Genomic DNA, 14816 nt, shown 5'->3' on the forward strand with positions numbered 1-14816 from the left:
CGGCGCCGGCGCGACCGTACTCCCATGAGTGCAACCGTGAGCGTGCGTGCCGGAGCGAGTGCGAGCGAACTCGCCGCCGCCACCCCCTCCACCCGTGACCGGTACGTCGATCTCCTCCGCGTCGCCTCCCTCGGCACGGTCGTCCTCGGCCACTGGCTGATGGCGGCGGTCACGAACGGCGGCGGGGCGGACGGCGATGTCGAGGTGGGGAACCTCCTCGCCGTCGAGCCGGGGCTCCAGATCCTGACCTGGGCCCTGCAGATCATGCCGGTGTTCTTCTTCGTCGGTGGCTTCTCGCACGCCCTCTCCTACCGCTCGCTCAGCAGGCGGCACCCGGACGGCGACTCCGTATACCCCGCGTTCCTCCGCGCCCGCCTCCAGCGGCTCCTGCGGCCCACCATGGTGTTCATCGGGGTGTGGGGCGCCGCCGCCGTCCTGCTCCAACTCGCGGGCCAGGGCGGCGGACTGCTCGACGTGGCGCTGCGGCTGGTCGCGCAGCCGCTGTGGTTCATCGGCATCTACCTCGCGATGGTCGCCTTCACCCCGCCGCTGCTGAAGATGCACGAGCGGTTCGGGTGGGGCGCGTTCGGGGCGCTGGTCGCGGCGGCGGGCGCCGTCGACGTGCTGCGCTTCGCCTTCGACGTGCCGTTCGTCGAGTTCCTCAACTTCGCCTTCGTGTGGCTCGCGATCCACCAGCTCGGGTTCCTGCGCGCCGACGGGCGGTTGACCCGGCCGTATCTGCTCGCCGGGGCCGGGCTCGCGGCGGCGGTGCTGCTGGTCGCGTACGGGCCGTATCCGTTGTCGATGGTCGGGATGCCGGGCGAGAAGGTGTCCAACATGGCGCCGCCGACCTTCGCGCTGCTGTGCCACGGGCTGTGGCTGGTCGGCGCGGTGGAGTGGCTGCGCGGGCCGGCCGGACGGTGGCTGGAGCGGCCGAAGGTGTGGCGGGCGGTCGTGGCGGCCAACGGCGTCTCGATGACCGCGTTCCTGTGGCACCTGTCGGCCATGCTCGGGGTCTACGGCGTGCTGCTCGCGCTGGATGTGCCGCTGCCCGCGCCCGCGACGGGTGCCTGGTGGGCCCAGCTGCCCCCGCGCATTGCTGCCGCCGCCGTTCTGACGGCGGTGCTGGTCGCGGCCTTCCGGAGCTTCGAGCGGCCCGCGGCCCGGTCCACCGTCCCGCGCCCGCGCCCGCGAGGGAGTGCACGCGGCTCCACGGCGTACTCCGGGCCCGCCGCCGCCCTCGGCGTCGTGCTCTGCCTCTTCGGGGTGCTGGGGCTGTCCATGGTCGGCTTCGGCGGGCTGTTCGAGGGGCGTACGGCCCTGCTGATCGCCGTGCCGGTGAGCGCGCCTGCGGCGGTGGCGATGACCCTCGTGGGCCGTCTGCTGGTGGAGCGGGCGGGGCGTGGGGCCCAGGTCGAGTGATCGGCACGTGTGAGCCGGCGCGGAGGAATCGCGCCGGCCGGCCGACGCGGGCGCCGTCCCGGCCGTCTTCATCGCCGAGACCGCGACCCGCGACGACATGACGCCCTGCCCGAGCACGTCGGCGCCGCCCCGGGTCTCGCGCGAACGCCGTGCGCCCCGGGTGGAGACGCCCCCGAGGCGCACGGCCTCCTCCTCGCGCCCCTGAAACCCAGCCCCTGAGGGGCGACGGCGGTCGTGCGGCCCGAAAGCACGGGGCGCGGCCCCTGCTTTTCAGGGGCGCGGGGAACTGCGCGAGAAGCCCCACCGGCCCTGCGGCCTCGCGGGACCGGTCTTCGTCGGCCCTGTGGTTTCGCGGGACCGGTCTTCGTCGGCCCTGTGGTTTCGCGGGACCGGTCTTCGTCGGCCCTGTGGTTTCGCGGGACTGGCCTTCGTCGGCCCTGTGGTTTCGCGGGACCGGTCTTCGTCGGCCCTGTGGTTTCGCGGGACTGGTCTTCGTCGGCCCCGAGGCCTCGCGCGACCGCCCGCACCGGCCCAGCGGCCTCCCTCCGTACGCCCAGCCCAGTACCCCCGGATACTCCCGCGAGGGGACGACCCCGGCGCCCCGGCCCGGCACCGTGGCGGACATGAAGACAAGCCGTCCCGTACGCCGCACCCTCCTCGTCGTCCACGTGGCCGCCTCCGCCGCCTGGCTCGGGCTCACGCTCGGGCTGCTGGCGCTCGGGGTCACCGCCGGCACCACCGGGTCGGCGGTGACGGTGGAGGCGTCCGTGCGGGCCATGAAGCTGTTCGCGGACTGGCTCCTGGTCCCCGTCGCCCTCCTCACCTTCGGCAGCGGCCTGGCCCTGTCCCTCGGCACCCCGTGGGGGCTGGCCCGCCACCACTGGGTCCAGGTGAAGTTCTGGCTGACCCTGGCCACGCTCACCGCCACGGTCCTCGCCCTGCGCCCCGGCGTGAACGCGGCGGTCACCGCCGTCGCCGCGGGCGGGCCGCTGCCGGACGCGGGGGACGTCCTCTTCGGCCCGGCCGTCTCGCTGTCCGCGTACGTCTTCATGACCGTGATCTCGGTCCTGAAGCCCTGGGGGCTCACCCGGCGAGGCCGCCGCCGGCGCACCGCCACCCGCCGCGAGGGCGTCGCCCTGTCCCGCTGAGGCCCCCGCCCGGGCGCCCGTCACGCCCCCTCCACCCCGCCGACTACCCTGGAGGGTCGATCGTCCCCGTGGCAGGAGAGTAATGGCCGTCAATCTGGTCAATGTCGAGAACGTCAGCAAGGTGTACGGCACCCGCGCCCTGCTCGACGGGGTCTCGCTCGGCGTCTCCGAAGGGGACCGGATCGGCGTCGTGGGGCGGAACGGGGACGGCAAGACGACCCTGATCCGGATGCTCGCCAAGCTGGAGGAGGCCGACACGGGCCGGATCACCCACTCCGGTGGCCTGCACGCCGGCGTCCTCACCCAGCACGACTCCCTCGACCCCGCCGCCACCGTCCGGCACGAGGTCATCCGGGACATGGCCGACCACGAGTGGGCGGGCAACGCCAAGATCCGGGACGTCCTCACCGGACTGTTCGGCGGGCTCGACCTGCCCGGCTTCCCGCAGGGTCTCGACACCGTCATCGGCCCCCTCTCCGGCGGTGAGCGGCGGCGCATCGCGCTCGCCAAGCTGCTCATCGAGGAGCAGGACCTGATCGTCCTCGACGAGCCCACCAACCACCTGGACGTCGAGGGCATCTCCTGGCTCGCGGGCCACCTGCGGGAGCGCCGGTCCGCGCTCGTCTGCGTCACCCACGACCGGTGGTTCCTGGACCAGGTCTGCACCCGCATGTGGGACGTGCAGAAGGGCTCGGTCTACGAGTACGAGGGCGGCTACTCCGACTACGTCTTCGCCCGCGCCGAGCGCGAGCGGATCGCCGCCACCGAGGAGACCAAGCGGCAGAACCTGGTCCGCAAGGAGCTGGCGTGGCTGCGGCGCGGGGCCCCGGCCCGTACGTCGAAGCCCCGGTTCCGGGTCGAGGCGGCGAACGAGCTGATCGCGGACGTGCCGCCGCCGCGTGACACGAGCGAGCTGATGAAGTTCGCCTCGTCCCGGCTCGGCAAGACCGTCTTCGACCTGGAGAACGTCACCGTGCAGGCCGGCCCGAAGGTGCTGCTGAAGCACCTGACGTGGCAGCTCGGGCCGGGCGACCGCATCGGCCTCGTCGGCGTCAACGGCGCCGGCAAGACCTCCCTGCTGCGGGCCATGGCCGAGGCCGCGCGGAGCGAGGGGGAGAAGCAGCCGGCCGCCGGCCGGGTCGTCACCGGCAAGACGGTCAAGCTCGCCTACCTCTCCCAGGAGGTCGCCGAGCTGGACCCGAACCTGCGGGTGCTCCAGGCCGTGCAGCAGGTCCGCGACCGCGTCGACCTCGGCAAGGGGCGCGAGATGACCGCGGGGCAGCTCTGCGAGACCTTCGGGTTCAACAAGGAGAAGCAGTGGACGCCGGTGGGCGACCTCAGCGGTGGTGAGCGGCGGCGGCTGCAGATTCTGCGGCTGCTGATGGACGAGCCCAACGTCCTCTTCCTCGACGAGCCGACGAACGACCTCGACATCGAGACCCTGACACAGCTGGAGGACCTGCTCGACGGGTGGCCCGGCTCGATGATCGTCATCTCCCACGACCGGTTCTTCGTCGAGCGCACGACCGACCGGGTGTTCGCGCTGCTCGGCGACGCGGCGCTGCGGATGCTGCCGCGCGGGATCGACGAGTACATCGAGCGACGGCACGCGATGGAGGAGGCCGCCGCGGCCTCCGCCGGGATCGCGGCGAAGCCCGCCGCCGAGGCCGCGCAGCGCAACGCCGCCGACGCGCGCGCCGCGAAGAAGGAACTGCAGAAGATCGAGCGCCAGTTGGACAAGGTCTCCGAGAAGGAGGCGAAGTTGCACACGCGGATCGCCGAGAACGCGACGGACTTCGCGAAGGTGGGGGAGCTGGACGCCGAGTTGCGGGCGTTGGGCGCGGAGAAGGAGGAGCTGGAGATGCGGTGGCTTGAACTGGCCGACGACGCGTAGCGCTCCGCGAGTTGCGGGGGAGCGCCGTCAGGGGCGATGTTCGATACCGGGTGCGGGTGCTTCGTGGTTGCTCGCGCCGTTCCCCGCGCCCCTTCGGGGCGCCGGTCTCGGCCGGCGCTCAGTGGTGACCCCTTCGGGAGGCTTGCGGCGTAGGGGGCGGGCGTCCCGTGAAGGGGGCGTGAAGGAGCGTAACGGAGGCATTACGGGCCGGTTCTCCCTTGGGAACAGGGGAGCGACCGGCCCCGTACGGGGGAGCGTCGCAGTGATAGAAAGAGCCGTCTGAGAAGAGTCTTGGCAGTCTGAGAAGCGACACCACGCGTGACCACGGGTGGCTCGAAAGCAGCGAACAGGGGGAAAGCGCTGATGGTTCAGCCACCCGATCAGCCGCCGCAGGGCGGCTACGGAGCACCACAGGGCCCGCCGCCGCCGTCACAACCGCAACCGCCGCAACAGCCGTACGGCTACCCGCAGACGCCCCCGCCGCAGGGCCCGCCCGCCCCGGCCCCCGGCTACGGCTACCCCCAGCAGCAGCCGCCCGCGCAACCCGGCCCGTACGCCCAGCCCGGCCCGTACGGACAGCCGCAGCAGCCCGGCCCCTACGCGCAGCCCGGCCCGTACAACCCGGCGTCGCAGGCCGGTTACGGCTACCCGCAGTCGCAGTACCCGGGCGCGCCCACCCCGCCCCCGGGCGGTGGCGGCGGTTCCAAGAGCCCCTTCAAGGGCAGGCCCGCGATGATCATCGGCGCCGCCGTGGCCGCGCTGCTCGTGGTCGGCGGCACGGTGTTCGCGGTGACGAGCCTCGGGGACGACGGCGAGAAGAAGCCGGTCGCCAAGGAGAGCACGAGCCCGAGCGAGGACGACAAGCCCTCGGACGCGCCCTCCGCGCCAGTCAACGAGGGCGACGGCAGCGGCGACGGCGGCGAGGACCTCGACATCGCCGACCTCAACGCGGACGTCAAGGCCGGTGAGGCGAAGGTGCTCTGGTACAAGAGCGCCCCCGACGCCCCCGGTTCCGGCGCGAGCGCCCCCGGCCTGTGGGTCACCGACAAGGTCGCGGTGAAGCCCGCGTACAAGCAGCTCTTCGCCTACAACGTGTCCGACGGGAACCCCGCCTGGGACCCGATCGAGTTTCCCGGCAAGATCTGCGCGGTCACCCCGAGGGCGACCTCCGGCGACCGGGTCGTGGTCTCGTACCAGAAGAACACCTCGAAGAACGCCGAGTGCGACCAGCTCCAGCAGATCGACCTCAACACCGGTGACAAGGGCTGGTCGACGGAGGTGGAGGAGGGCGAGCTGTTCGACAGCACCATCAGCGTCGGGCTCTCCGTCACCGGGGACACGCTCATGGTGGGCCGCTCGCAGTCCGGGACGGCGTACGACGTCAACACCGGCAAGAAGCTGTTCGACAAGAAGAGTTACGGCCAGTCCTGCTACCCCGCCGGGTTCGCGGGCGGCACGCGGCTGATCGCCGTCTCCTCCTGCGCGGTGACCACCGACAAGGAGCACGACGAGGTCCAGGAGCTGGACCCGAGGACCGGCAAGGCCAAGTGGACGCGGAAGATCCCCAAGGGCTGGAAGGTCGAACACGCCTACTCGGTGGACCCGGTCGTCCTCTACCTCACCAACGAGGAAGAGAACACCTGGAACATCTCCACCCTCAAGGCCGACGGCTCGACCCGCTCGCAGGTCGACTCCGACGCCTCGTTCGCGCCCGACTGCGACGGCGGCATCCTCACCCGCGACCTGGCGGGCTGCACGGGCGTCGCGGCCGACGCGAACACCCTCTACCTGCCGACCGAGGAGAAGGACGGCACGAACGAGGTCGTCGCCCTGAACCTCGCGACCGGCAAGGAGAGGTGGCGCATGAAGTCGCCCTCCGCCGACGCCGAGATCGTCCCGCTCAAGGTGGAGGGGGCGAAGCTCCTCGCGTACGTGGAGCCCACGCGTGACGCGGGCGGCCAGGTCGTGTCCGTCCCGGCCACCGGCAGCGGCCCCAAGGCGACCAAGCTCCTCCAGATGCCGGCGAGCGCCGCGGAGATCGAGGGCTCCTTCTACTCGAAGGCCGTCGACTACGTGGGCGGCCGCTTCTACATCTCCACCACCCTGCTGACCGGAGTCGACGACGCGAAGGAGAAGTTGATGCTGGCCTACGGCAAGTGACGCGCGCGACCGACGGCCCGCCCGTGCCACCGGCCCCGTCCGGACCGTGCGCCGGACCCGGTCGGTCCCGCGGGCCCGGCCCGCGTCACCGGCGCGGGCCGTGGACCCCGGCCGCCCGACGCCACCGCCGCCCGGCCCCGCCGTGACCCGGTCGACCTCCCCCTCCGTCCCTCTTCCGTCCTCCGCTCTCCGCTTCGAGGTATTCACGTCATGACGCAGCCGCCGCCCCCGCCGAACCAGCCCCCGGGCCCGCCCCCGAACCAGCCGCCCGCCGAGCCGCCGTCGCTGGACAAGGGGCAGCCGCCCGCGCAGCCCCCGGCCCAGGGACAGCCGCCCGCGCAGCCCCCGCAGGACGCCCCGCCGCAGGGCGGTTTCGGCGCGCCCACGCCCCCGCCGCCCGGCGGTTTCGGCGCCCCGACACCCCCGCCGCAGGGCCCGCCCGCGCCGGGTCCGGGCTACGGCTACCCGCAGGCGCCCCCGGCCCAGCAGACCCCGCCCCCGGCCCAGCCCCCGCAGGGGCCCCCGCCCGCGCAGGGTCCCGGCTACGGCTACCCGCAGACGCCCCCGCCGCAGCCCGGCTACGGCTACCCGGGCCAGCCCGGTCACCCCGGCCAGCCCGGTCACCCCGGCCGGCCGGGCCCGTACGGTCAGCCGCAGCCGGGCCCGTACGGCCAGCAGCCGCAGCCCGGTCCCTACGGTCAGCAGCCGCCGCCCGGCCCCTACGGGTACCAGCCGCCGACCATGGCGATGCACCCGCAGACGGGGCAGGCCCCGGGCGGCAAGAAGAAGGTCAACTCCACGGCGATCATCATCACGGCGGCGGTCGCGGCCATCGCGCTGATCGTCGGCGGCGGTGTCTTCTACGCATCCACCAGCGGGGACGACGACAGCGGCAAGAAGGACACCGCCAGTTCGCAGGGCACGACCGGCGGCAAGGACGACACCAAGGGTGACGACGGCGGTTCGTCCTCGTCCGGCGGTTCCTCGTCCGGCGGCGTGGAGGTGCCGACCGAGGCGCAGGAGAAGGCGCCCAGCAGCCCGAACGCGAAGATCCTCTTCCAGGTGCCCGCGCACGAGGTCAAGGAAAAGCTGACCATCGACAGCGTCAAGGGCTCCTGGCTGACGAAGACCACGTACGCCAAGTCGGCCCTGAACAAGATCGTCGGCTACGAGCCGGACAGCGGCAAGACCAAGTGGACGCTGGACCTGGCCGGGCAGACCTGCGCGGGCTCCCGTGAGATCACCACCGAGGGCATCGCCGTCGTGGTGACCGAGTCGGCCAAGCGCAAGAACAACGACGACCGCCAGCCCTGCACCGAGGTCACCGCGTTCAACGTCGAGACCGGCAAGGAGGTGTGGACCAAGAGCGCCGACACGAGCGGCGAGAAGGTGCCGTTCGGCGAGGTCACCATCTCCGGTACGACGGTCGCGGCGGCCGGCGGCTACGGCGGCGGCGCGGCGTTCGACGTCAACTCCGGCAAGGTGCTGTGGTCGCCCAAGGTCGGCGAGTGCACCGACGAGGGCTACGCGGGCGGCGCCCAGCTGATCGCGGTCCGCAAGTGCGGCGACTACGGCAGCGAGACCTTCCAGATCCAGCTGCTGGACCCGAAGTCGGGCAGCGTCAAGTGGACCTACAAGGTGCCCTCCGGTATCTCGCGGGCCAAGATCATCTCCACCAAGCCGGTGGTCTTCGGTGTCGTCACCGGCAGCGACGTCCCGCTGACCGGCACGAGCGACATCTTCTCGCTCGACGACAGCGGCAAGCTGCGCGCCAAGATCTCCATCCCGGACGACAAGTACGACTACGAGTGCCCCGTCCGCGGTGTCTGGGCCTGCCGGGGCATCTACGTCGGCAACGACAAGGTGTACATGCCGACCAAGAACCACGACGGCACCGGCTCCTACAGCTCCACCAACGAGATCGTCTCCTTCTCGCTGGCCACCGGTAAGTCCACCGGCGACCGCGTCGACGCGGGCGACGACTACGAGCTGTACCCGATCCGGATGGACGGGCCGAACATCATCGCCTTCAAGGACGGCCCGTACGACAAGGGCGCCCAGATCGTCTCCATCGACGGCAAGTCGCTGAAGCAGACCAAGCTCCTGGAGACCCCGTCCTCCGAGTCGGTGCTCCGTGCGATCAGCGGGATGACGCCGACGCTGAGCGAGATGCTCTACACCGACGGACGGTGGTTCATCGGCTCGGAACTCGTCAGCAAGCCGTATTCGAAGGACGAGAAGGAGTACACGGCGCTCGGCTTCGGGGTGAAGTAACCCCACGCGCCCCCTCGATCTTCCTCGCCGGCCCCGCCCCAGCTCAGGGGCGGGGCCGTGCACGTATCCCTCATCCCGCTCGAATCGGAGGGAATTTCGGTAATCCGGGCACTTCTCTCCGATAGGGGGAGCGCAACGTCGAACAAGCGTGTAGCTTCCGGGGGCATGAACAGCGGGGAGCCGACGGGGAAGTCGGGGGGCTTCTGTCCGTGAGGACCAGTGGGCAGCCATAGTTGGCAACCATCTGGGGGGACTGGGGGGTGGGGTGGCTCGATGGGAGTCCGGCTCATGGTGGTCGACGATCACCGACTGCTGGCCGAGGCGCTGGCCTCGGCGTTGAAGCTGCGCGGGCACCGGGTGCTCGCGGCGGCGGCGCCGGCCGCGGGCGCGGCGGAACTGGTGATCACGAGGGCACCCGAGGTGTGCCTGCTCGGTACGGCGGCACCCGCCGAGCCGGGAATCTTCGACCCGGTGGTCAAGATCAAGCGTGAACGTCCGCAGGTGGCGGTGCTGGTCCTCGGCCCGGTGCCCAACCCGCGCGGCATCGCGGCCGCGTTCGCCGCGGGGGCCTCCGGCTATGTGCGGCACGACGAGCGCATCGAGGGCGTCGAGCGGGCCATCATGAAGGCCCGCGCGGGCGAGGCGGCGGTGGCGCCGCAGCTGTTGCAGAGCGCGTTCGGCGAACTGCTGAACCCCGCCGCCCAGCCGGACGACGAGGGCCAGCGCCTGCTCCAGATGCTGACTCCGCGCGAGGTCGAGGTCCTGGTGCGGGTGGCGGAGGGCGAGGACACCCGCCTCATCGCGGCGGGCATGGGCATCGCCCCGTCGACGGCCCGCACCCACGTCCAACGCGTCCTGATGAAGCTGGGGGTCGGCTCCCGCCTGGAGGCGGCGGCCCTGGCGGCCCGCACGGGCCTGCTGGACCGGGCGGGCCCGGTCCCGCCCCCGTCGGCGGGGACGTAGAGCGGCGGCGCCCGGCCGGCCGGGTTCGGGCGCCGCGACGGCATGAGGGAGCCGCATCAGGCTGTCGGCCCGATGCGGCTCCCCGGGGATGCCGGATGCGGATCAGTTCACGCCCAGGGCGTCCAGGATCGCCGCGGAGACCTGGTCGGCGGCGTTCGCGTGGCCCTTGGCGTTGGGGTGGACGAAGGCCACCTGGAACGGCTCCAGGCTGGTGAAGAGGCCCTCGACCCACCTGCCCGCGTCACAGACGCTGTGGTTCCGGGTGGAGTCGGAGAGGCCGACGAAGGTGTCCTCGTGCTCACCGGCGGACTTCTCGATGGCCGCGTTGAGCGGTCCCAGGACGTCGTCGCGCAGCCAGTCGAGGTCGCCCGGGGTGATCGAGGCGAACTGCTCCCAGTCGTTGTACCGGCACTTGGACGTGTCCTCGGGGATGACGGTGGGGTAGCCGACGGTCACGACCTTGGCGTGCGGGGCGCGCTCGTGGAGCGTGGCGAGCATGTCGTCGTAGTCCTGGCCCACCTTGGTCAGCCGGCCGGGGATGTCGTCGGCCAGGCTGTCCCGGCACGGCGTGCCCACGCCGCCGCTGCCGTCGCCCAGTTGCAGACAGGTGAAGAGGATCTGGGCGAACCCGAGGGTGTTGCCGCCCGCGCCCACGGTGATCACGTCGGTGCCGGGCCCAACCGCCTCGGACTGGGGAGGCACCGGCGGGAACGGGTAGTCCGGGTCCTCGGAGAGCGGCGGCAGGTGGCGGCCGATCGGCTGCTGGGCGTTGAAGGTGACGTCCTCGATGGTGGCGGCTCCGCAGCTGACGTTGGTCAGTTCGATCAGTGAGCCGAGGTCGCGGTCGATGACCTGGGGGTACGACAGGTCGGTGCGCTCGCAGCCGTCACGCGGGACTTCGAAGACCTCGCCCGCCGCCGGGATGACCCCGGCGGTGTAGGAGTCGCCCAGGGCGACCCACTCGTAGGCCGCCGCGGCCGCCGGGGTGGCGCCGGCGAGTTGCGCGGGGACGAGCGCGCCTGCGGCGAGAGCCACGGCGGAGCCCAGCACGGCCAGTCGAGTGCGCAAGTTTGCCACTAATCCTCCAGAGATACGGTTTTGGTGACGCAATGACCGTACGAGGAGTGTTACTTAACGCACTAGATCCAATACGGACAGTCACTTAGCGTCGGGTCTCTGGTGGTCCCTCCGGGTGCGGTTGGCGTGTTCTGCACGGGTGAGGTCGATGTAGTGACCATGCGTGCCCCTCTGTCGCCGAATCCGGTGCGGCGCTTGATCGCTGCGGAGCGATTATCCGGACGGCGCGCCGGCTCCCGTTCCACTGAACGAACCCCGTCCGCTGTCCTGTTCGCGCCTGTGCGGCGGTGGATCAGCCGCGGGGCGGGGTCAACCTGCCGGCGGTTATGGCGTGGAGGAGGTGGGCGAGGGGGGTGCGGGTGGTGGCGATGACGGTGGTGGGGGTGTCGGATTCGCGGAGGCCGAGCATGTGGGTTGCTATGGAGGTCAGTTCGAGGCAGGTGTTTCCTTCACCGCCGCCGGAAAACGTGGACCTCTGCCAGTGCGGCCCATGATTCATGCGGCTCACAGCTCCTTCAACAGGCGGTGGATGAAGTCCCGTGACGCGACGGGATTCAGTGACGCCTCACCCACCTTACGGAAGAGTGTTCGGAGCTGCTTCAGCTGCGCTTCGGCATCGATGAACAGGGTGCCGGTGGGCGTGTCGCGCAGCACTGTGTCCAGCTGGGGCACCGGACCGCCCAGATGCATCATCGAGGCGGCGGCACCCGCGAAGCCATCCTGATCGATCGGGATGACGCGCACCGTTACGTGCCCCTGCTCGATCTCGTCCAGGATGCGGCGGAGTTGAGCAGCTGAGGTCTGCCGGTCGGCCACGCGGACGCGCAGGGCGAATTCGTGGACGATCGTCTCGTACGACAACGGGTGCTCGCCCTCGATGACCGCGCGTCGCCGCATCCGATGCTCCACCCGAGGTGTCAGCTCGCTCTCGGGCAGTTCCGGCCGGGTGTAACTGAAGACCGCTCGCGCGTAGTCGGACGTCTGGAGCAGGCCGGGCACGTAGGTGATCGAGACCTCGTGCAGGAATCTCGCATGGTGCTCCGCCTCTGCGACGTCCAGGTTCACGTGGGGCAGGACTCCCCGATAGTCGTCCCACCAGCCGCGCGTCCGGTCGGCGGCGATCGCGACCAGGGCCTCGATCAGTTCCTCGTCCGTGCAGGCGCAGTGGGTCGCCAGTCTGCGCAGCCGCTCCTCGCTGATCGCGGAACTCCCGGCCTCGATCTGACTCATGTGAGCCGAACTCATCCCGAGGAGCCCGGCCACCTCTTTGGCGGGCTTGGCCGCCGCCTCCCGCAGTTTGCGCAGCTCGGAGCCCAGGCGCACCTGTCGTGCCGTGGGTTGGTTCCGCATGGTCATCCGAGTAACTGCCTCTCCGTGACTCCTCGTTCGGGTGTCAGATTACGGCAGCCTGTTGCGAGGGTATGAATTTCTACCCTACTGTCGGTGACGCATCGCACACACTGCGAGATGTCCGGCGCCCGGAAGCGCACCGCTCCGTCACGCCCCGACGGCTGCGGCAATGCCACCGGAGGCCCCACAAGCCCCCACCCCGAACGGAGTTCACCCATGCCCGAAAGTGCGCCCGTACCCGAACCCTGGGAGTACGTCCTCCACATCCCCCACGACCCCCGAGCCGTCACCGTCTCCCGCCGCACCCTCCGCCTCATCCTGACCATGCACGGCCTGACCGCTCTCCTGGACCCCGCCGAACTCCTCGCCACCGAGCTGATCGCCAACGCCGTACTCCACACCAAGGGCCCGGCCGCCCTCCGCGTGCGCTGGTCGGGGAACACCCTGTGGATCGGGGCCTGGGACGCCGACCCCGAACCGCCGGAGCCACCGGGCAGCTCGGCGAAGCCCGGCATGGAGACCGGCCGGGGCCTCGCCCTCGTCCGCGCCTGCACGGACGTCTGGGGCTGGCAGCCGTCGTCCCGGTTCGGCCACTCGGGCAAATACGTGTGGTGCGAACTGATGGCCGCGTAGCTCGTTGAGCATCCCGACAGAAGGGAGATCCGATGGTCAGCTCGCCCCATGAGGCGCTGCATCAGATCTGTCAGAAGGACACCGAGGGCATGATCCGCAGCTTCCGGAGGCTGTTCCATGTGCCGTTCCCGGAGCCTCGCTCGATCTCCGTCGTCAACACGGACCTGACGGAGATCGCTCCGGTGGAGCGCCGGGTGGACAGCCTGGTGCGGGTGGACACCGACGAGGGCGCGTTTCTGCTGGTTCTGGAATCACAGGGGAGGAAGGACGAGCGGAAGCGGGGCAGCTGGCCGTACTACCTCGCCTATCTCCACGAGAAGTACCGCGTCGAGCCGGTGCTGATCGTCATGACACAGAACCGCTCCACCGCCAAGTGGGCCGCTCAGCCCATCCGGTTCGGTCTGCCGGACTGGGCCTCGCTGGTCGTACGGCCACTCGTCCTCGGGCCGGACAACGTGCCGGTGATCGTGGACGAGGTCGAGGTGGCGCGGGATGTCACCCTCGCGGTGTTTTCGGCGATCACGCATGGTAAAGGCCAGGATGCCGCTGCGATACTGGAACCCCTCGCGGCGGTTCTGCAGACCCTGAACCCGGACACCGCGGCGGTGTTCGCCGAACTGGTCGAGTCGGGCTTGGTGGATGACCAGGCGAAGAAGATGTGGAAGGAACTCATGGTGCCGGTGAACTACTTCTTCAAGAACCCGGTCGCGGTGAAGCTGCGGGAGGAAGGCCGGGTCGAGGAACGCATCGCGGAGCGGATCGCCAGCGTGCTGCGCACGCTCGACCGGCGCCACATCGAGGTTCCCGAGTCAGTCCGCCAGAGGGTACGCAACTGCACCGACCCCGACCGCCTCCAGATCTGGGTGGACCGCGCCTACGACGTCACCGACGCCGCCGAGCTGTTCGACGACGACCAGGGCTGATCCGAAGCCACCTGCGACAACCGCTCAAGATCCCCATGGTCGTGGTCGGTGAACAGTCACATCGTCAGCGTGCGGGGAAAGTGATGGCTGCCGCTGGTACGTCCCGGTCGTCGGCGCACCGGCGACAGTGAGGGACACAAGAGGTTCGGCTGCCTTCGTCCGGCTTCGCGAAGACCTATGAGCCCCCGGCCGAGGACGGGGCGGCGGCGCTGATGGTGTACACGGCCTCCAGGGTCGGCGTCGCGACGTCATCCGCCGCCGCGATTCTCGAGGCAGCGGTGCTCTCCTCGACCGCGTGAGGTCTTCGGCGACCTCAGGCTCGCGAGGTGTCGTCACAGACCCGTCGGCGACACCCACCAGGCACATGGCAGCGGATGCGTAAGACGGGTCCGTCGTCCCCCACGTACCGGACGTCAGGTCTTTCAGGCGGTGACCCCGCCGCACGCAACGGCTTCCCTCACCTCCTCGCCCGGCGCCCCGACCTGTGGGCTTTGACAGGTCCGCGTTCGGTGTCCCATCATCATTTCACTAGTCGACTAGTGAAATGGTGGTGAAGGGGTTGGAGTTCCGCATCGACAGGCGGAGCGGGGTCGCCGCCTATCAGCAGATCGTTCAGCAGACCAAGCAGGCGCTCCGGCTCGGCGTACTCGGGCCCGGCGACCAGTTGCCCACGGCCAAGGCGGTCGCCCAGACCTCCGCGGTCAACCCCAACACCACGCTCAAGGCGTACCGCGAGCTGGAGCGGGAGGGGCTGGTCGAAGCGCGGCCGGGACTGGGGACGTTCGTGCGTCAGTCGCTGGCTCGTCCGCAGGCGGCGGCGGATTCGCCGTTGCGCGGCGAGCTGGAGAGCTGGATGGACCGGGCCCGCGAGGCGGGCCTGGAGAAGGACGACGTGACCGCTCTGGTCACGTCGGTGATGGAGCAGCGGTACGCCGGGACCGGGCCTGCCGCCGAGCACGCGTGAACAGCGAC

General features: G+C 70.8%; 12 protein-coding genes. 9 read left to right on the forward strand and 3 right to left on the reverse strand.

What is annotated here, in order from left to right:
* The first annotated feature begins 24 nt into the window (after window positions 1-24).
* The 6 genes from ACWCRJ_RS28310 to ACWCRJ_RS28335 all read left to right on the forward strand — a co-directional run bounded on the left by ACWCRJ_RS28310 (window position 25) and on the right by ACWCRJ_RS28335 (window position 9861).
* Complete coding sequence (locus ACWCRJ_RS28310; RefSeq protein WP_450941960.1) at window positions 25-1422, forward strand: acyltransferase family protein; 1398 nt, start codon at window positions 25-27, stop codon at window positions 1420-1422.
* 623 nt (window positions 1423-2045) lie between these two features.
* A complete protein-coding gene (locus ACWCRJ_RS28315) occupies window positions 2046-2570 on the forward strand; it encodes a DUF2269 domain-containing protein (protein ID WP_450941961.1) in 525 nt (174 codons plus the stop codon).
* A gap of 82 nt (window positions 2571-2652) precedes the next feature.
* Complete coding sequence (locus tag ACWCRJ_RS28320) at window positions 2653-4464, forward strand: ABC-F family ATP-binding cassette domain-containing protein (RefSeq protein WP_450941962.1); 1812 nt, start codon at window positions 2653-2655, stop codon at window positions 4462-4464.
* A 363-nt stretch (window positions 4465-4827) separates the two neighbouring features.
* Window positions 4828-6624 (forward strand): outer membrane protein assembly factor BamB family protein, encoded by a 1797-nt coding sequence (locus ACWCRJ_RS28325; protein ID WP_450941963.1) that lies wholly within the window; start codon window positions 4828-4830, stop codon window positions 6622-6624.
* Window positions 6625-6834: 210 nt separating this feature from the next.
* On the forward strand, window positions 6835-8898 hold the full coding sequence (locus tag ACWCRJ_RS28330) for an outer membrane protein assembly factor BamB family protein (protein ID WP_450941964.1): 2064 nt from the start codon (window positions 6835-6837) through the stop codon (window positions 8896-8898).
* A gap of 273 nt (window positions 8899-9171) precedes the next feature.
* Window positions 9172-9861: a helix-turn-helix transcriptional regulator gene (locus tag ACWCRJ_RS28335; RefSeq protein WP_450941965.1), complete on the forward strand. Its 690-nt coding sequence runs from the start codon at window positions 9172-9174 to the stop codon at window positions 9859-9861.
* Between the two features lie 102 nt (window positions 9862-9963).
* Here ACWCRJ_RS28335 and ACWCRJ_RS28340 read toward each other — a convergent pair whose 3' ends face one another.
* From ACWCRJ_RS28340 to ACWCRJ_RS28350, 3 genes are all read right to left on the reverse strand, one after another.
* Window positions 9964-10938 (reverse strand): SGNH/GDSL hydrolase family protein, encoded by a 975-nt coding sequence (locus ACWCRJ_RS28340; protein WP_450941966.1) that lies wholly within the window; start codon window positions 10936-10938, stop codon window positions 9964-9966.
* 292 nt (window positions 10939-11230) lie between these two features.
* The gene (locus ACWCRJ_RS28345) at window positions 11231-11437 is read right to left on the reverse strand and encodes a DUF397 domain-containing protein (protein ID WP_450941967.1); all 207 of its coding nucleotides are present in this window, start codon (window positions 11435-11437) and stop codon (window positions 11231-11233) included.
* Between the two features lie 5 nt (window positions 11438-11442).
* Complete coding sequence (locus tag ACWCRJ_RS28350) at window positions 11443-12294, reverse strand: helix-turn-helix domain-containing protein (RefSeq protein WP_450941968.1); 852 nt, start codon at window positions 12292-12294, stop codon at window positions 11443-11445.
* A gap of 210 nt (window positions 12295-12504) precedes the next feature.
* On the opposite strand from ACWCRJ_RS28350, the gene ACWCRJ_RS28355 reads away from it, so the two are divergent.
* The 3 genes from ACWCRJ_RS28355 to ACWCRJ_RS28365 all read left to right on the forward strand — a co-directional run bounded on the left by ACWCRJ_RS28355 (window position 12505) and on the right by ACWCRJ_RS28365 (window position 14808).
* A complete protein-coding gene (locus ACWCRJ_RS28355) occupies window positions 12505-12921 on the forward strand; it encodes an ATP-binding protein (protein WP_450941969.1) in 417 nt (138 codons plus the stop codon).
* Window positions 12922-12953: 32 nt separating this feature from the next.
* Entirely contained in the window at window positions 12954-13844 is an 891-nt protein-coding gene (locus ACWCRJ_RS28360) for a hypothetical protein (protein WP_450941970.1), read from the forward strand.
* Between the two features lie 544 nt (window positions 13845-14388).
* Window positions 14389-14808, forward strand: coding sequence for a GntR family transcriptional regulator (locus ACWCRJ_RS28365; protein ID WP_450941971.1), 420 nt, complete (start codon window positions 14389-14391; stop codon window positions 14806-14808).
* Window positions 14809-14816: the final 8 nt, after the last annotated feature.

It is taken from the genome of Streptomyces sp. NPDC002324, from assembly GCF_053593335.1.

What these genes read in the sequence shown, in the direction of transcription:
- ACWCRJ_RS28320 (WP_450941962.1), top strand. Translation starts at nt 2,653, where the DNA reads ATGGCCGTCAATCTGGTCAATGTCGAGAACGTCAGCAAGGTGTACGGC.
- ACWCRJ_RS28325 (WP_450941963.1), top strand. Translation starts at nt 4,828, where the DNA reads ATGGTTCAGCCACCCGATCAGCCGCCGCAGGGCGGCTACGGAGCACCA.
- ACWCRJ_RS28350 (WP_450941968.1), bottom strand. Translation starts at nt 12,294, where the DNA reads ATGACCATGCGGAACCAACCCACGGCACGACAGGTGCGCCTGGGCTCC.
- ACWCRJ_RS28355 (WP_450941969.1), top strand. Translation starts at nt 12,505, where the DNA reads ATGCCCGAAAGTGCGCCCGTACCCGAACCCTGGGAGTACGTCCTCCAC.
- ACWCRJ_RS28345 (WP_450941967.1), bottom strand. Translation starts at nt 11,437, where the DNA reads ATGAATCATGGGCCGCACTGGCAGAGGTCCACGTTTTCCGGCGGCGGT.
- ACWCRJ_RS28365 (WP_450941971.1), top strand. Translation starts at nt 14,389, where the DNA reads ATGGTGGTGAAGGGGTTGGAGTTCCGCATCGACAGGCGGAGCGGGGTC.
- ACWCRJ_RS28360 (WP_450941970.1), top strand. Translation starts at nt 12,954, where the DNA reads ATGGTCAGCTCGCCCCATGAGGCGCTGCATCAGATCTGTCAGAAGGAC.
- ACWCRJ_RS28335 (WP_450941965.1), top strand. Translation starts at nt 9,172, where the DNA reads ATGGGAGTCCGGCTCATGGTGGTCGACGATCACCGACTGCTGGCCGAG.
- ACWCRJ_RS28315 (WP_450941961.1), top strand. Translation starts at nt 2,046, where the DNA reads ATGAAGACAAGCCGTCCCGTACGCCGCACCCTCCTCGTCGTCCACGTG.
- ACWCRJ_RS28330 (WP_450941964.1), top strand. Translation starts at nt 6,835, where the DNA reads ATGACGCAGCCGCCGCCCCCGCCGAACCAGCCCCCGGGCCCGCCCCCG.
- ACWCRJ_RS28310 (WP_450941960.1), top strand. Translation starts at nt 25, where the DNA reads ATGAGTGCAACCGTGAGCGTGCGTGCCGGAGCGAGTGCGAGCGAACTC.